18 protein-coding genes and 1 riboswitch are annotated in these 16,417 nt (G+C 69.7%); of the genes, 6 read left to right on the plus strand and 12 right to left on the minus strand.

Annotated elements, in window-relative coordinates; translation table 11 throughout:
• Positions 1 to 23: 23 nt before the first annotated feature.
• Positions 24 to 1,628 (minus strand): AbgT family transporter, encoded by a 1,605-nt coding sequence (locus tag D451_RS0124255; RefSeq protein ID WP_017536341.1) that lies wholly within the window; start codon positions 1,626 to 1,628, stop codon positions 24 to 26.
• Positions 1,625 to 2,932 (minus strand): metal-dependent hydrolase family protein, encoded by a 1,308-nt coding sequence (locus D451_RS0124260; protein WP_394296805.1) that lies wholly within the window; start codon positions 2,930 to 2,932, stop codon positions 1,625 to 1,627. The genes D451_RS0124255 and D451_RS0124260 overlap by 4 nt, the downstream gene beginning before the upstream one ends.
• A gap of 188 nt (positions 2,933 to 3,120) precedes the next feature.
• Here D451_RS0124260 and D451_RS0124265 point away from each other — a divergent pair, with 188 nt between their 5' ends.
• On the plus strand, positions 3,121 to 4,131 hold the full coding sequence (locus D451_RS0124265; RefSeq protein WP_014911818.1) for an Lrp/AsnC family transcriptional regulator: 1,011 nt from the start codon (positions 3,121 to 3,123) through the stop codon (positions 4,129 to 4,131).
• Between the two features lie 3 nt (positions 4,132 to 4,134).
• Here the strand turns inward: D451_RS0124265 and D451_RS0124270 are convergent, their stop codons facing one another.
• The gene (locus D451_RS0124270) at positions 4,135 to 5,031 is read right to left on the minus strand and encodes a penicillin-binding transpeptidase domain-containing protein (protein WP_017536343.1); all 897 of its coding nucleotides are present in this window, start codon (positions 5,029 to 5,031) and stop codon (positions 4,135 to 4,137) included.
• 397 nt (positions 5,032 to 5,428) lie between these two features.
• A riboswitch (glycine riboswitch) is annotated at positions 5,429 to 5,530 on the plus strand.
• A gap of 142 nt (positions 5,531 to 5,672) precedes the next feature.
• On the opposite strand from D451_RS0124270, the gene gcvT reads away from it, so the two are divergent.
• From gcvT to D451_RS0124290, 4 genes are all read left to right on the plus strand, one after another.
• Positions 5,673 to 6,788, plus strand: a complete 1,116-nt coding sequence (gcvT, locus tag D451_RS0124275) for a glycine cleavage system aminomethyltransferase GcvT (RefSeq protein ID WP_014909541.1) — start codon at positions 5,673 to 5,675, stop codon at positions 6,786 to 6,788.
• A 155-nt stretch (positions 6,789 to 6,943) separates the two neighbouring features.
• Positions 6,944 to 7,324, plus strand: coding sequence for a glycine cleavage system protein GcvH (gcvH, locus tag D451_RS0124280; RefSeq protein WP_017536344.1), 381 nt, complete (start codon positions 6,944 to 6,946; stop codon positions 7,322 to 7,324).
• 1 nt (position 7,325) lies between these two features.
• On the plus strand, positions 7,326 to 8,594 hold the full coding sequence (locus D451_RS0124285) for a serine hydroxymethyltransferase (protein WP_014910632.1): 1,269 nt from the start codon (positions 7,326 to 7,328) through the stop codon (positions 8,592 to 8,594).
• A 91-nt stretch (positions 8,595 to 8,685) separates the two neighbouring features.
• On the plus strand, positions 8,686 to 10,098 hold the full coding sequence (locus D451_RS0124290) for an L-serine ammonia-lyase (protein WP_017536345.1): 1,413 nt from the start codon (positions 8,686 to 8,688) through the stop codon (positions 10,096 to 10,098).
• Between the two features lie 384 nt (positions 10,099 to 10,482).
• Here the strand turns inward: D451_RS0124290 and amaP are convergent, their stop codons facing one another.
• From amaP to purU, 8 genes are all read right to left on the minus strand, one after another.
• Positions 10,483 to 11,073 (minus strand): alkaline shock response membrane anchor protein AmaP, encoded by a 591-nt coding sequence (amaP, locus tag D451_RS0124295; RefSeq protein WP_017536346.1) that lies wholly within the window; start codon positions 11,071 to 11,073, stop codon positions 10,483 to 10,485.
• Between the two features lie 2 nt (positions 11,074 to 11,075).
• Positions 11,076 to 11,681 carry a DUF6286 domain-containing protein gene (locus D451_RS0124300; protein ID WP_017536347.1) on the minus strand — a complete coding sequence of 202 codons (606 nt, stop codon included), beginning with the start codon at positions 11,679 to 11,681 and terminating at the stop codon, positions 11,076 to 11,078.
• Position 11,682: 1 nt separating this feature from the next.
• Positions 11,683 to 12,057, minus strand: a complete 375-nt coding sequence (locus D451_RS0124305; protein ID WP_014912517.1) for an Asp23/Gls24 family envelope stress response protein — start codon at positions 12,055 to 12,057, stop codon at positions 11,683 to 11,685.
• 9 nt (positions 12,058 to 12,066) lie between these two features.
• Complete coding sequence (locus D451_RS28370) at positions 12,067 to 12,240, minus strand: hypothetical protein (RefSeq protein ID WP_014913456.1); 174 nt, start codon at positions 12,238 to 12,240, stop codon at positions 12,067 to 12,069.
• An 11-nt stretch (positions 12,241 to 12,251) separates the two neighbouring features.
• Positions 12,252 to 12,599, minus strand: a complete 348-nt coding sequence (locus D451_RS0124315; RefSeq protein ID WP_014911320.1) for a hypothetical protein — start codon at positions 12,597 to 12,599, stop codon at positions 12,252 to 12,254.
• Between the two features lie 2 nt (positions 12,600 to 12,601).
• Positions 12,602 to 13,066 carry an Asp23/Gls24 family envelope stress response protein gene (locus D451_RS0124320; protein WP_014911106.1) on the minus strand — a complete coding sequence of 155 codons (465 nt, stop codon included), beginning with the start codon at positions 13,064 to 13,066 and terminating at the stop codon, positions 12,602 to 12,604.
• A gap of 60 nt (positions 13,067 to 13,126) precedes the next feature.
• Positions 13,127 to 13,351 (minus strand): CsbD family protein, encoded by a 225-nt coding sequence (locus D451_RS0124325; protein ID WP_014910551.1) that lies wholly within the window; start codon positions 13,349 to 13,351, stop codon positions 13,127 to 13,129.
• A gap of 293 nt (positions 13,352 to 13,644) precedes the next feature.
• Positions 13,645 to 14,532, minus strand: a complete 888-nt coding sequence (gene purU, locus D451_RS0124330; RefSeq protein ID WP_014908219.1) for a formyltetrahydrofolate deformylase — start codon at positions 14,530 to 14,532, stop codon at positions 13,645 to 13,647.
• A gap of 179 nt (positions 14,533 to 14,711) precedes the next feature.
• Between purU and D451_RS0124335 the strand changes: the two genes are divergently transcribed.
• A complete protein-coding gene (locus D451_RS0124335) occupies positions 14,712 to 15,938 on the plus strand; it encodes an alanine racemase (RefSeq protein WP_017536351.1) in 1,227 nt (408 codons plus the stop codon).
• 68 nt (positions 15,939 to 16,006) lie between these two features.
• On the opposite strand, the gene D451_RS0124340 is transcribed toward D451_RS0124335, so the two are convergent.
• On the minus strand, positions 16,007 to 16,405 hold the full coding sequence (locus D451_RS0124340) for a DUF3618 domain-containing protein (RefSeq protein ID WP_014913382.1): 399 nt from the start codon (positions 16,403 to 16,405) through the stop codon (positions 16,007 to 16,009).
• Positions 16,406 to 16,417: the final 12 nt, after the last annotated feature.

A 16,417-nucleotide genomic window follows, 5' to 3' on the forward strand; every position in this document is an offset into this window, starting at 1 on the left:
GGCCACGGTCGGGGATCGATGGTTCAGATGTGCGCGTACATGCCCGGTCCGATCGGCAGACCCAGGAAGAAGAACACCGCGAACACGGCGACCCAGATGACGAGGAAGACCAGGGAGAAGGGCAGACAGCGGGCGATCACGGTCCCGATTCCGGCCTTGGGCTCATAGGTCTTCAGGAAGCCGAGCACGATGATCACGTACGGGTTGAGCGGCGAGAGCACGCTGGAGGTGGAGTCGCCGATCCGGTACGCGGCCTGAACGAACCCGGGTTCGTAGCCCAACAGCGCGAACATCGGCACGAACACCACCGCGAACAGGGCCCACTGGGCCGACCCGGAGATGATGAAGAAGTTGATCAGCCAGGCCAGCATGATGAACGCGACGATCGCCCCGAAGCCGGTGAAGCCGGTGGACTCCAGGGCCTCGGCCCCCTTGATGGCGATCCAGGTGGACAGGCCCGTCCAGTTGAAGAGCTCCAGGAACTGCGACATCACGAAGGCCAGCACGATGAACCCGGACATGTCCTTGATGGTGTGCCCCATCATCGCGGCCACGTCGGCCCCGCCGGTGATGGCCCTGGTCGCCAGACCGTAGGCCAGCGCGGGCATCGCCAGGGTGAGGAAGACCAGGAAGACCACCGAGCTCAACAGCGGTGAGGTCGGGAGGAAGGCCCCGTCCTCGTTCCGCATGGGCGCGCCCGCGGGCAGGGTCACCAACAGCACCGCCGCCACGGTGATCACCAGGGCGATACCGGCCCAGCGCAGCCCCGACCGCTCGATCCGGTCGAGCTCCGGATCCATCCGCATGTCGGGGCGGTCCGCTCCCTCACGGACGTCCTCAACCACGACCTGCTCACGGGTGACCCCGCCACGCTCCATGGCGGGCTCGAGGACCCGATCGATGAGCAGACCGCCGACGAAGGTCAGCAGGACCGCGATGGTGAAGGTGAGGAAGTGGTTGGAGACCGGAGTGACCGTGGTGCCCAACCCCACCGAGGCGCTCGCGGTCTGGGTGATGCCGGACAGCAGGGCGTCGGTGCTGGTGATGAAGGGGCTGCAACTGAACGCCGCGGTGGCCACCGCGAAACCGCCCAGCAGACCGGCGACGGGGTGCCTTCCGGCGGCTTTGAAGACCAGGGCGGCCAGTGGAGGGATCACCACCATCGCGGCGTCGCTCATGATGCTGCCGGAGACCGTGACCAAGGCGACGACGTAGGGCAGCAGCCACTTCGGCGCACGCCCGAACGCCCCTCGGACCAGAGAGTTGAGCAGACCGGTCCGCTGGGCCAGCCCCACACCGAGCAGCACCGTGAGGACCACGCCCAACGGCGGGAAACCGATGAAGTTCGAGACCAGGTTGGTGGTCAGCCAGGTCAGTCCCTGGGCGGAGAGGAAGCCCTGGATCTCCTGGGCGCCCTCCTCGCTGCCGGGCACCTCGTAGGTGGTGCCGAGCGACGCCATGATCGTGGAGGCCACGGCCACGATCACGAAGAGCAGCAGGAAAAGGATGAAGGGGTCGGGGATCCTGTTGCCGACGCGTTCGATGCCGTCCAGCATGCGGGCGAAGAGGCCGGGACGTGGTCCGGAGGATCCGTCCGTTCGGCTCCGCTTCGAGCTCTTGGTGCTCATGGTGTCACCTCGGAATGGGTCACGGGGAGGGGTCGGGGTCGGTTCGCGGGGGTCCGGCGTGCGGTGTCCTTGTGGACGACACCGTCCTTGATCACGACGGTGATGTTGTCGGGGTCGCCGGGCAGGGTGATGTCGGCGAGGGGGTCGCCCGCGCAGACGACGATGTCCGCGCGTTTGCCGGTTTCGAGGGTGCCGATCTCGTCGGCCAGCCCGAGGAGGGCGGCGGCGTCGCGGGTGCCGGCCAGCAGCGCGCCCATGGGGGTCAGCCCATGCTCGACGAGCAGCGCCAGTTCGCGCAGGTTACGGCCGTGCGGGCAGATGCCCGAGTCCGTGCCCATGGCGACGCGGACGCCCGCCCTGACGGCGGTGGTGATGTTCTCGCTCAGGTGCTCTTGGAGCTTGAGCTTCTTGGCCACGGCGTAGGCGGCCGACCTGGTCGGATCGGGCGGGGTGGTGGCGGTCGACAGGGTGGGCACCAGGTAGGCGCCGCCGTCGAGCATGGACTCGATGCCGGGCCCGTCGATCTCATAGCCGTGTTCGATGCTGGTGACACCGGCGGCCAGGGCGTTGCGGATACTGCGCGCGCTCTGGGCGTGCGCCGCCACGGGAACGTCGTGGGCGGCGGCCTCCCGCACGATCACCGACATCTCCTCGATGTTGAGACCGTCGTGCCATGGGGTGTCCTGGGGGCTCCAGACCCCGCCACTGGCCATCACCTTGATGACCCCGGCCCCCTTGCGCATGACCTCGCGGGTGGCGCGCAGGGCCTCGGCCGGCCCATCGGTGTTGATCGAGACCGCTCCATCGGGCCCCAGGACCGTCCCGTAGTCGAACCCGCAACAGGTGCGGAAGTCGCCGTGCCCACCGGTGGGGCCCAGGGCCCGGTAGGCGGTGACGATCCGCGGACCGGCGACGATCCCCTCATCCACCGCGCGCATGACGGCCTGATCGAGTCCGGCCAGGTCGCGGACGCTGGTGACGCCCGCGTCCAGGGTGGCCCGCAGGCGCGGGATCGCGGTGAAGTAACCGTAGTGAGGGGGCTGATCGACCAGGTCGGCGGGGTTCATCCCGTCGCCGGACATGGTCATGTGCACGTGGGTGTCGATGAACCCCGGAAGGATCGTCCCGCCGGCGGCGTCCACCTCATGGTGGGGACCGGTCACCTCCGGAGCGTCCGCGTCCGGACCGATCCAGTCGATCCGGCCCTCGCGGGCGATCACCGTCAGACCGAGCCGGGGGTCGGCTCCGGTCCCGTCGATCACGGTCCCGCCACGCACCACCACGGTCTGCTCGGCCGAGATCATCGACGCCATCCTCTCCCTCACCGCCCACCGGTGCCCGCGGCTCCGTGTACGGAAGGGCGGGACACGCACGAGCTCGTCGTCCATCGAGAACACGCAGCTCACGGCTGCGTTCCGATCTTGCGAAAACCTAAGCTGTGATGTGGTTAACCCCGCGAAAACGCAGGAAACGAGTTTCGAGAAGGTGAACGATGCCGGAACCCACCGTTCCGAACGAGTTCGATCTGACGCTGATCAACGCCCTCCAACTCGCGCCGAGGGCCACCTGGGCCGAACTGGGGCCGATCCTGGGCGTGGACCCCACCACGCTCTCCCGACGTTGGAAGCGCTTGGAGGACGAGGGTCTGGCCCGTATCGCGGCGTTCCCGCGCCGACGCGTGATGGCCCGCCGCAATCTCAGCTATGTCGAGCTGAGCTGCCGCAACGGAACGGTGGAGCGGGTCGCCGCCGTACTGGCCGAGGACCGGGACACCCTCAGCATCCAGTTCGTGGCCGGCTCCCACCAGCTCATGCTCACCGTGGTGCCCGGGGCGGGCCTGGCCGACTACCTGCTCAACGGGGTGGGCGGCATCCCCGACGTGGTGTCCTACCGGGTCCACGTGGTCACGGAGGTGCCGCGGGAGGCCTACCTGTGGCAGGTGCGGGCGCTCTCCCCCGACCAGCGCAGGCGCCTGCACGCCCTCTCCCCGGCGCCCAGGGACCCGGTCGGCAACGAGCAGGTCACCGAACTCGACCAGCGGATCGTCGACCTGTTGTGCGAGGACGCGAGGCTGGGCTATCAGACCATCGCCGAGCGTCTGGACATCGCGCCCACCACGGCCGCGCGACGCCTCAACCGGCTCCTGCGCGACGGTCTGCTCGGGCTGCGCTGCGACATCTCCCGGGTGCACATGGGCTGGCCCAGCGCCGCCACCCTCTGGGGCAACGTCGACCCCGAGACCCTGGACTCCACACCCGATCTGGGCGAACGCATCCCCGAGGTTCGGCTGTGCACCAACATCGCCGGGCCGGAGAACACCCTGTTCATCCTCTGGCTCCGTGACGCCCCCGACCTGACCCGGGTGGAACGACGCCTGCTGGAGGAACTCCCCGGGCTGCGCATCGCCGACCGCAGGATGACCCTGCGGACCTTCAAGTTCATGGGCGGGGTGACCGACGCCGCCCAGCGCTTCTCCCGTTCCGTCCCGATCCAGCTCCGGTGACCGTCAGGCCTCCGCGGCCTCTCCGGGAAGCACGTCCAGTTCCACCAGGAACCCCCGGCCCAGCGACTCGCGCAGCTCGGCGTCGCCCTCCGAGCCCTCGTCCAGGCGCAGCGCGAACGTGTGCAGTTCGTCGGAGCGCTCGACCCAGCCGACCCACCAGCCGTGGGCCTCGTCGTCCTCACCGTGGCCGGTGGGGCCGAAGAGCCGGTAGTCGCTCCCCTCCTCCAACGCCACCAGCTCGCGAAGGGTCTCCTGGTGCTCCACGTCCACGGGAAGCTCGGCCCTCGCCAGCCCGGCCAGGAAGGTGGCCTGCTCCAGCGCGGAGATCTCCAACGGACCCTCGGCCCAGAAACGGCCCAGGTCGTCCTCGTCCCCGACACCGCGGTTGCCGTAGTCGAACCGGTCCACCCAGGTGGACATGCGCTCGTGCCCGATCCGCTCGGCGACCTCGTGGTGCACCGACGTCCCGGAGGCGGACAGGTCCGCGCGCAGGCTCCGCCCCTCTCCCCGATCCGGGGAGATCGTCTCGTCGACGTCGGAGACCGCTCCGGTCTGGAGGGCGATGAGCGTGTTCGGGAGTTCGAAGGTGGCCCCGGGCACGGCGCGCTCGTGGGCGCCGTCCGCCCCCACCAGCACCGCCGATCGGCCGTTGGCGTCGTAGAGCACGAACGTCCCGTCCACCCCGGCGTCCTCGAACAGGGACTCCAGGTCGCCGCGCTCCACGGCCTCCACGTCGCCCAGCTCGACGGGCTCGCCCACGGCCGAACGGTCCGGCTCGCCCTCCTCCTCGGTCCCACCGCAGGCGACGCCCGTGAAGAGGGTGAGCGCGCACCCCGCGGTCAGGGCGTATCCACGGGTCCTCCGGGACCTTCTGGGGGCGGATTCGGTGTCGGTACGCACTCGGCTCCTCCAGGCGGTGATCGAGGGGACGTCCGTCCTCCAAACTAGCCCACGGACCACCGATCACCACCCCTGAACGACACGCTCCGCACGCGCGTCGCCCCGCCCGGTCACCCGTCATCGACGACGAGCGCCGACCGTCGAGCGCGAATCCGCCCCCGGACCCGCCCCACCCCTCCCACCCTCACCACCCCGTACGTGACCCATCCCTCGCGCCGTGCCCCCCACGACGAGGGCCCCGGCTCCCCTCACCCCACGACCTCACGGGCCCGAACGACGGAGCCGGGCACGGAACCCCTGGTCCCACGCCCTTCGCGGCCGCGCGACGACCGTCGTCCACAACCCGTCGGGCGGTCTTGGGAGCCCCATCCCGCCGCTGCTAGGCTGAACCTGTTGCTGACCCCGTACGGGAGAGTGTCCGCGTATCCAGCGTGGACCGCCGAAGGAGCAATCCCTCCCCACAGACAACCTCTCAGGCACAGCGGACCGTACGGGCGAGACCACTCTGGAAAGCAGGGACGCACGTCCCTCGCCGAAGGTGCAAGCCACGCCGAGCGCGGGGCGAAGCTCTCAGGCACCGATGACAGAGGGGGAGGATGGCAACGCCTCAACCGACACCGCCCATCCTCTCGGGAGTGCCCATGTCAGAGCCCACCTCCTCGCCGCGTCTCACCGCACTGCACAAGATCCACGAAGAGGCCGGGGCCACGCTCGTCGACTTCGCCGGGTGGCTCATGCCGCTCCGTTACGGCAGCGAGACCGCCGAGCACAAGGCGGTCCGCGAGGCCGCCGGGCTCTTCGACCTCTCCCACATGGGCGAGATCCGGCTGACCGGCCCCCAGGCCGACCAGGCCCTCGACCACGCCCTGGCCGGCTACCTGTCGAAACTGAAGGTGGGCCGGGCGCGCTACACCATGATCACCGCCGAGGACGGCGGTGTCCTGGACGACCTCATCGTCTACCGTCTCGGTGAGCGGGAGTACCTGGTCGTGGCCAACGCGGCCAACGTCTCCGTCGTCGCCTCCGCCCTGACCGAACGCGCCGCCGGCTTCGACGTCGAGGTCGTCGACGAGTCCCCCGAATACTCGCTCATCGCCATCCAGGGCCCGCGCGCCGTGGAGATCCTCGCCCCGCTCACCGACGCCGACCTCGACGAGATCCGCTACTTCGCCGGTTACGAGCACACAGTCGCCGGTGTCCCCGTCCTGCTCGCCCGGACCGGTTACACCGGTGAGGACGGCTTCGAGATCTTCGTCAAGCCCGCCGACCGCGCCCCCGAGATCTGGTCCGCCCTCATCTCCGGCGGCGCCGACCTCGGTCTGGTCCCCGCCGGGCTCTCCGCGCGCGACACCCTGCGCATGGAGGCGGGCATGCCGCTCTACGGCCAGGAGCTCACCTCCGACCTCACCCCCTTCGACGCCGGCCTGGGCCGCGTGGTCAGGCTCGACAAGTCCGGTGACTTCGTCGGCCGCGCCGCCCTGGAAGAGGCCTCCCGCACCGCGCGTGACAAGCGCCTGGTCGGGTTCGTCGCCCGCGGCCGCCGGCCCCTGCGCAAGGGCCAGGACGTGCTGCGCGACGGCTCCGTCGTCGGAACCATCACCAGCGGCGCCCCCTCCCCCACCCTGGGCCGCCCCATCGCCATGGCCTACGTGGACGGCGACCTCGACACCACGACCGGCACGTTCACCGTGGACGTGCGTGGCCGGGGAGAAGAGGTCGACGTGGTCGAGCTGCCGTTCTACAAGCGGCGGTCGTAGGAGGGGGTCCCACGAGGATCCTCGACGACCGGTACACGCCTCGGTGCCGTTCCCCCAGGGGGGCGGCACGGACGGGGCGTGGCCGGACATAGGCCGGGCCGGGTCGCCGTACGGGCGCACGGCAGACAAATGGAACACCTCCAAGGAGAGTTGAAGTGAGCGTTCCCACGGAGCTGGGTTACACCGCCAAACACGAGTGGGTCGCGGTAGAGGACGGGATCGCCACCGTCGGGATCACCGCGTTCGCCGCCGAATCGCTGGGCGACATCGTCTTCGTCGAGACCCCCTCGGTCGGCGACGAGGTCACCGCGGGAGAGACCGCGGGAGAGGTGGAGTCCACCAAGTCCGTCAGCGACATCTACTCCCCCGTCAGCGGCGAGGTCGTCGAGGTCAACGAGACGCTCGAGGACTCCCCCGAGACCATCAACTCCGCGCCCTTCGAGGGCGGCTGGCTGTTCAAGGTGCGCTTCTCCGAGGAGCCCGCGGACCTGCTCTCCGCCGAGGAGTACACCAAGCTGACCGAAGGCGAGAACTGATATGACCGGCGACAACCTTCTCAACCGGACCCTGAGCGAGCTGGACCCCGAGGTGGCGGCCGCGGTCGACGCCGAACTGGCGCGCCAGCGCGACACCCTGGAGATGATCGCCTCCGAGAACTTCGCCCCCCAGGCGGTTCTGGAGGCCCAGGGCACCGTCCTGACCAACAAGTACGCCGAGGGCTACCCCGGCCGCCGCTACTACGGCGGTTGCGAGCACGTCGACGTCGTCGAACAGCTCGCGATCGACCGGGCCAAGGAGCTCTTCGGCGCCGAGCACGTCAACGTGCAGCCGCACTCGGGCGCCCAGGCCAACACCGCGGTGTACTTCGCCCTGCTCAAGCCGGGCGACACCATCCTGGGCCTGGACCTGGCCCACGGCGGTCACCTGACCCACGGCATGCGGATCAACTACTCCGGCAAGATCCTCGACGCCGTGGCCTACCACGTGCGCGAGGACGACGGCACCGTCGACTACGACGAGGTCGCCGCCCTCGCCAAGGAGCACCGCCCCAAGATGATCGTGGCGGGCTGGTCGGCCTACCCGCGTCAGCTCGACTTCGAGCGCTTCCGGCAGATCGCCGACGAGGTCGGCGCCCTGCTGATGGTCGACATGGCGCACTTCGCCGGTCTGGTCGCGGCCGGACTGCACCCCAACCCGGTGCCGTTCGCCGACGTGGTCACCACCACCACGCACAAGACCCTGGGCGGTCCGCGCGGCGGGATGATCCTGTCCAAGGCCGAGCTGGGCAAGAAGATCAACTCCGCGGTCTTCCCCGGCATGCAGGGCGGCCCGCTGGAGCACGTGATCGCGGCCAAGGCGGTCTCGTTCAAGGTCGCTGCGAGCGAGGAGTTCGCCGAGCGTCAGCGCCGCACCCTCGCCGGGGCGCGGATCCTCGCCGAACGGCTCACCCGCCCGGACACGACCGAGGCGGGCGTCAAGGTCCTGTCCGGCGGCACCGACGTGCACCTGGTCCTGGTGGACCTGGTGAACTCGCCGATCAACGGCCAGGAGGCCGAGGACCTGCTCGACTCGGTGGGCATCACGGTCAACCGCAACGCGGTCCCCAACGACCCGCGGCCGCCGATGGTCACCTCGGGTCTGCGGATCGGTACCCCGGCGCTGGCCACCCGCGGCTTCGACGAGGACGACTTCACCGAGGTCGCCGACATCATCGCCGAAACGCTCAAGCCCGAGCCCGACATCGCCGCCCTGCGCGGACGTGTCGACGCGCTGACCGCCAAGCGCCCGCTCTATCCCAACCTGTAGCGGTATCCACGCCGTGCGGGTCCACGCGGGCCCGCACGGCGCCCACATCCCCCACGGCCCGACCCCTGTGCTCGATGAGGAGGACGGTCTCATGGCCATCAGCACCTTCGACCTGTTCAAGATCGGTATCGGACCGTCCAGTTCGCACACCGTCGGCCCGATGAAGGCGGCCCGGACCTTCGCCTCCGGCCTGATCGACCGAGACCTGTCATCACGAGTGACGCACGTGCGCGCCGAGCTGTACGGATCCCTGGCCCTGACCGGTAAGGGGCACGGCAGCGACACCGCGGTGATCCTGGGCCTGTCCGGGCACACCCCCGAAGGCGTGGACGTGGACTCCGTCCCTTCCCTGGTGGAGGAGGTCCGTTCGTCGCGGACCCTGCGACTGGGCGGCCCCGACGGCCCCTCGGTCTCCTTCGACCCGGCCGTCGACGTGGACTTCCGTCGCAAGGAGAGCCTGCCCGACCACCCCAACGGGATGCGCTTCGTGGCCCTGGACGCCTCGGGGGTCGAGGTGGCCGCGAAGGTGTACTACTCGGTGGGCGGCGGCTTCGTCGTGGACGAGCGGGCCGCGGGCGCCGACCGGATCAAGCCCGACGACACGGTACTGCCCTACCCCTTCTCCTCCGCGGAGGAGCTGTTGGGCCTGTGCGAGCGCACCGGAATGTCGATCAGCGCCCTGATGCTCGCCAACGAGGGCGCCTTCGGCCGCACCCCGGAACAGGTCCGGGCGGAACTGCTGGAGATCTGGTCGGTGATGCGTCTGTGCGTACGCCGCGGGGTCATGACCGAGGGCACCCTGCCCGGTGGCCTGCGGGTACCGCGACGGGCGCACCGGCTGTACCGCCAGTTGGGCGGCAACTGCGACGAGCGGGGGCTGTCGGCACCGACCCGGGTGGATCCGGACCCCATGCACGGCAGTGACTGGATCACCCTGTACGCGCTGGCGGTCAACGAGGAGAACGCCGCGGGCGGCCGTGTGGTGACCGCGCCGACCAACGGCGCCGCGGGTATCGTCCCCGCGGTGCTCCACTACTACCTGCACTTCAGCCCGGGCGCGGGTGACGAGGGCGTCGTGCGGTTCATGCTGACCGCCGCGGCCATCGGCATCCTGTTCAAGCAGAACGCGTCCATCTCCGGGGCCGAGGTGGGCTGTCAGGGCGAGGTCGGCTCGGCCTCCTCGATGGCGGCGGCGGGACTGGCCGAGGTGTTGGGCGGCACCCCCGCCCAGGTGGAGAACGCGGCCGAGATCGCCATGGAGCACAACCTGGGTCTGACCTGTGACCCGATCGGCGGTCTCGTCCAGGTGCCGTGCATCGAGCGCAACGCGCTGGCCTCGGTGAAGGCGATCAGCGCCACCCGCATCGCGCTGCGCGGGGACGGCAGCCACTTCGTGAGCCTGGACAAGGTCATCAAGACCATGCGCGACACCGGGCGCGATATGCACGACAAGTACAAGGAGACCAGCCGCGGCGGCCTCGCCGTCAACGTCATCGAGTGCTGATCGGCGGGGCACGCTCCGCCGACGACCACGGCCCGGTCCGCGAGGCCGAAGACAGGCCTGTGCCACAGGACGCCCGCGATCTCTCCTCATGACCGCATGCGGCCACAGCGGGCGCGGAGGTCGTGAGTAATGCGGTGGAATGTTCTGATTCATCTCCTGGTTGCAGAAGAGGCGACCGATGGCCGGGCTCGAGCTTCCACCCGCTCGCCCACATCGGTCGTCACCCCGGGTCCGGTGGCTCGAGCTCCGCTCGCCGCCGGACCCGCCCCTTTCCGGGCGGTATCGTCCCGGGCCGACTCCTGGGCCGGCCGGCTGTGGCCCGAGGACGAACGATGAGGGCCGGCGCACCATCGGGTGCGCCGGCCCTCGTGTGTCGGAACCGCCTCAGGCGAGACTACGGCGGGGGTTCTTGGCGGGCGCGGTCATCGACATCCGCACGACCGCGGGCACCCGTTCCAGATCCAGCGAGGTCTGGAGGTTGGCGAGCGCCTCCTCCCTGACCCGCTGCCATATCCCGGCGACGTCGGCGTCCTCGTCCAGGGTCAACGACAGCCTCAGGTGGGGGTCGTCCCCCGACTCGGTCAACCGGGCCCGGGCCCGGCGCACCCCCGGGTAGGAGGCGACCTCCTGCTCCAGGGCACCGCGCGCGACGGACTCGGACATCTCGACGTTGCCGTCGTCGGTCTGTTCCAGGTAGAGCCGGCCCACCGTGTCGTTCATGCCCTGCACCATCAGCCATCGCAGGGCGAGGAAGCCGGCGACGAGCGCCACCGCGACCACCACGTAGGGCGCCCACCGTTGGGCGAGCACCGCGTCGACCGCGCCGCCGAGGATCGGGGTACGCGAGATTCCGACCCCGAAGAGCCCCAGACCGGCGGCCAGGGCGACGCCCCCGGCCGCGAACAACACCACTCCGACGATCACCAGCCCGAGGCGGTTGCCCCGTGCCGATCGGCGATTCCTGTCCCGCGCCATCGTCACCCCTCCGTGTATCGGACGTGTGTGGTGATGCGCATGCTGCGCAGGGGGGCCAGTTCCGCGAGCCTGTGCTCCACCGACCTGGTCACCTGGGTGGGAAGCCCTCGCGCGTCGCGCATACCGGTGCGCACGTGGATGCGCAGCCTGTTGCCGCGGACCGTCACGTGCGCGTGCTCGACCCCGCTGATCTCCTGGGCCGCCGCGGAGACCGCCCTGCGCAGTGCGGGGCGGGTCAGGCCGACGACGAACGCGGGGTCGTCGGTCCGCAACGCCGTCCAACGGCCTCGACCGGGCACGAGGGCGACCACGATCAGCGCCGTCCCGATCAGCGCCAGGACGGCCGAGGCGATCAGCACGGAGGGCTCGGACCAGGTGGTGGTGGTCGCGTAGTCGGTGGCCGGCCCCACCGGGATCAACCGCAGAGGGTTTCCCGCCAGTGCCGCGATGACCTCGGCCGCGGCGATCACCGCCACCGCCAGGATGACGAGGCCGGTGATCACCGCGGGCCAGGAACGGCGCGGTCGGAACGTGTGGACGGCGACCCGTTTGGCTCGACGGTCGACCTCTTGGACCGGGCGTCCGAGCACCTCTTCCACGGTGGTCATGTCAGCGCACCAACTCCGAGATCTCTATGTCGATGTGGTTGACCTGTTTGCCGGTGATCCGTTCGACCCGGCTCTTGACGTGTTCCCGTACCGCTCCGGCGACCCGACGGACCGGGAGCGGATAGTCCACGTCGATCCTCAGACGGAGAAGGACGACCTCGCCGCTGACGCGGGTGCGGGCGGCCCTGGAGCGGGACGAGCGCGCTCCAGGGACCTCTCCGACCGCCCGTGCCGCGATCTTCCCGATCACGGCCCCGGGGATGTCCGTGTTCCCTCCGGGGTCACGTCCGCGGACGTGCCTCCCGTCGGGCCGTTCTCGGACCCCGGGCATCCGCTGCCGAGGGACCGTGTCGCTGCGCACCCCGACCACGATCACGCTCCTTGTCTAGGCCGAACGTCGTGTGAACATCTCGGCGAGGTCGAGTTCACCCTCCATCGCCCGGCCCGCGACGAACCCGACCAGGCCCAGGACCAGAACCAACGCGAAGGCGGCGAAACCGCCGAACGCCGCCGCGAGCCCCAGCACGGTCCCGTAGGACAGTCCAACGATGGGCCACATGGCTTCCCCTCTCATCCAACGTCCTGCCTCCCGGTCGGTGTTCGACCGGTCGTGCTCGTTCGTTCGTCGATCCCGGCGACCACGTCCTCCACCGATACGTGGAGGGCGCGGCCGCCGGTCAACGGGGCCAGTTCTCGACGGATCCCGGCGGCGATCTCCGGTAGCGGTCGCCCGTATTCGACGACCACCCCCACCTCGACGTGGTCGTCCCGGACCACGACCCCTCGAATCCGACCGCCCCGCACGGGCGTGCTCAGGGTTCCGAAGGAGCCCGAGGACAGTTCCACCACCTCGGGCAGGCGGACCGCGGCCTCGGCCACGGTCCGTGCGAGCTCTTCCCGTTCGTCGCCGCCGGTCATGACTACCGGACCCTGGGCTCGGAGTCGCCGTCGTCGGCGTTGTCGTCCTCCGGCAGGTGGATGTCGTCCACCTTGATGTTGATCTCGGTGACCTCCAGGCCGGTCATCCGCTCGACCGCGGTGGTGACGTTGCGGCGCACCGCCGCGGCGAGGTCCTGGATGGCGGCCCCGTACTCGACGACCAGGTCGATGTCGACGGCGGTCTGGCGTTCTCCGACCTCGACCGAGACCCCCTGGGCCACGGAACCGGAGCCTCCGCCTCCGCTGACGGCGTCGCGGACGGCTCCGACCATGCGGGCGGCTCCACCGCCCATCGCGTGGACTCCGCCGATCTCACGTGCCGCCATTCCGGCGATCTTGGCGACCACCCCGTCGGCGATGTGAGTGGTGCCCTGGCCGTTCCCGCTCGAGGAGTCGCGTTTACCGCCCGACTCTCGCGCGCTCGGCACCGACGCTTCGGTCTTCATGTCCGACACTGGCTCCCCCTACACAGTGTTGCGCGACCTTTGCGGACCCTCTCGGGTCGCCTAGTCGCGCTTGAAGACGTCCTTGATCTTGTCGCTCGCGGACTCGAAGGCGTTCTCGGCCTTGTCCTTGAGCTCTTCGGCCTTGCCCTTGGCCTTGTCGGCCGCGTCCTTGGCGCCGGCCTTGGCCTGGTCGGCCTTGCCCTCGGCCTCGGTGCCCCGGTCTCCGGTGACCTTGCCGAAGGCCTCCTTGCCCTTGCCGGCCGCGTCGTCGAAGTGCTTACCCATTGATGCCCCCTGGTCTGAACCGTTTGGCTCTGGGTTTTCAGGCCGAAACTCTCGCCGCCCCCGCTGTGGGGCAGGCGAGGCGTTTCGACCCCATCACACCATATAAGCACTCTATGTAGCCACCAAGAAACTTAAAGCAATGCTTTGCAGGTGAGAAGGGTCATGTATACACCACCCCTGCCCCAACCCCACCCCCTGGAACCCCGGTGAGAGCAAGAAGAACGCCAGGATCCCCTTGGGAAACCCTGGCGTCCGAAAATTAATTCACCCAGAAAAAGAATGGATTGGGGATATCAGTCGAAAATGACCGTCTTGCTCCCGTTGAGGAGCACGCGACGCTGAGCGTGCCAGTTCACGGCCCGGGCCAGGGCGACCGACTCCAGATCCCGACCGATCGCGGTGAGCTGCTCCGGGCTGTGGGTGTGGTCGACCCGGGAGACCTCCTGCTCGATGATCGGCCCCTCGTCCAGGTCGGCGGTGACGTAGTGGGCGGTGGCGCCGATCAGCTTCACCCCGCGCGTGTGCGCCTGGTGGTAGGGCCGGGCCCCCTTGAAGCTGGGCAGGAAGGAGTGGTGGATGTTGATGACCCGACCGGACATCTTCGCGCACAACTGCTCGGAGAGCACCTGCATGTAGCGGGCCAGAACCACCAGGTCGACATCGTAGACGTCGACCAGCTCCAGGAGGCGCTCCTCCTGCTCCTTCTTGTTCCGCGGGGTGATCGGGAGGTGGTGGAAGTCCACCCCGTAGGAATCGGCGAGGAACTCCAGATCGGGGTGGTTGGAGACGACGGCGGCGATGTCGATGTCGAGCAGCCCGCTGCGCTGCCGGTAGAGGAGGTCGTTGAGGCAGTGCCCGAACTTGGACACCATCACGATCATGCGCGGGCGCACGTCACGTGCCTGGAGACTCCACTCGACGAACGAACCGTTCTCACCGCGCCCGAAGTCACCCGCGAGGGAGGCGAAGGCGGCGCGCAGGGTGTCCTCGTCGGCGGGACCGCGCTCTCCGGCCTCGGCCACGAACTGCATCCGCAGGAAGAACCGTCCGGTGTAGTGGTCCCCGTACTGCTGGCTCTCGGTGATGTTGCATCCGTGGTCGGACATCAGGTTGGCCACCGCGGCCACGATGCCCCGACTGTCGGGACAGGACAGGGTCAGTACGTACTCGCGCTCACTCATCGAAGGAACCACTCCCGGGGATCGTCGGCCGAACAGCCTGACGATCCAGGATATCGAGGTCATCGGCCCGGCGAGGTCGTTCCCGGGGGTATCTCCCGTCACCCGCCCACCCGAGGGCGGGAGGGTTCGGGCGCTTCAGACAATATGAAAGACATTCATGTTCTGGCATGCTCTGTGGCATGACAAGCCTGCGTGAGAAGTACGAGGCCGCCACCCGCGATCTCCAGGCGCCTTTCGCCATCGTCGACCTAGCCGCCTTCCGCGCCAACGCCGCGGCCCTGACCCGCCGCGCCCACGGCCGCCCGATCCGGGTCGCCAGCAAGTCCGTGCGCAGCCGGGAACTGCTCCGCCGGACCCTGGCGCTGCCCGGCTACTCGGGGGTCATGGCCTTCACCCTCCCCGAAGCCCTCTGGCTCGCCGCTCCGAGCCCCGACGGCCCGGTCGACGACGACATCCTCGTCGCCTACCCCACCGTCGACCTCCCCGCCCTGGACGAACTCGTCCGCTCCCCCGAGGCGGCGCGGATCATCACCCTGATGGTCGACGACACCGCCCACCTGGATCTGATCGACGCCGCCGTCTCCCGAGCCGACCGGGGTCCGGACGCCCCACCCGTACGCGTGTGCCTGGACATCGACGCCAGTTGGCAACCGCTCGGCCCCTCTCTGCGCGTGGGCGCCTACCGCTCCCCCGTCCGCACCCCCCGTCAGGCCGCCGCCCTGGCCCGGGCGGTCAAGGCCCGCCCCCACCTGGAACTGGACGGGATCATGGTCTACGAGGGACAGATCGCCGGTGTGGGCGACGCGCCCCCCGGCCGTCCTCTGTACGGGCGCCTCCTCCACTCCATCCAGCGCCGCTCCGCCCTCGAACTCGCCAGACGCAGAGCGGCCATCACCAGAGCCGTGCGGGCCGTCACGGACCTGCGCTTCGTCAACGGCGGAGGCACCGGCAGCCTGCACACCACCGGACGCGAACGGGCCGTCACCGAAGTGGCCGCCGGTTCCGGGCTGTACCAGCCCCACCTGTTCGACCACTACCGTTCGTTCCAGGGCCGCCCGGCCGCACTGTTCGCCCTCCCCGTGGTCCGCCGTCCCGCTCCGGGAGTGGCCACGGTGCTGGGCGGCGGATACCCCGCCTCCGGCCCCGTAGACGCCCACCGGGCACCACGCCCCCACCTCCCCGAGGGGCTCGCCTACAGCGCCAACGAGGGCGCCGGAGAGGTCCAGACCCCCCTGCTCGGCGAGGCCGCGCGCGGGCTGAGGGTCGGAGACCGGGTGTGGATGCGCCACGCCAAGGCCGGTGAACTGTGCGAACGCTTCGACACCCTGCACCTGATCGACTCCGACACCGGCACCTACGAGGGCTCGGTGCCCACCTACCGAGGAGAAGGCCGCACCTTCCTCTGAGCCCGAGCACGACGTGAGGGGGCGGGGTCCACGTGGACCCCGCCCCCTCACGTCGTCGTACCGCGGTCTCAGCCGCGCTTGCGGCGTACCGCCCAGGCCACCACTCCCACGGCGACGATCGTGCCCACACCGGCGGCCAGGATCAGCGCCTCGGTGGGCAGCCGACCACGCGACTGGTAGGTGGTCACCACCTTGTCATCGCCCTTGAGCACGATGCTGCCCTCCTCGGGCCGCACCACGCGACTCTCCACACGCACCGCCCCGCCGCCGACCACCAGGGCCCGCGCCTCGTCGAGGATCCGCGCCCCGCGCTCCTTGGCACGGCCGATCTGGCGCTTGGCGATGTTGGACGGACGGGCCTGTTCGCTGAGCTCGTCCAGGGTCTCGGCCAACCGTCGTTGTTCGCGGTCGATCTCGGCCTGAAGCTCCTCGGGGGTCTGGCGCGGTTCGGTGTCGCTTCCCGCCATAGTGTGCCTCTC

Source organism: Nocardiopsis alba DSM 43377, assembly GCF_000341225.1.
GTDB classification, from domain to species: Bacteria; Actinomycetota; Actinomycetes; order Streptosporangiales; family Streptosporangiaceae; genus Nocardiopsis; species Nocardiopsis alba.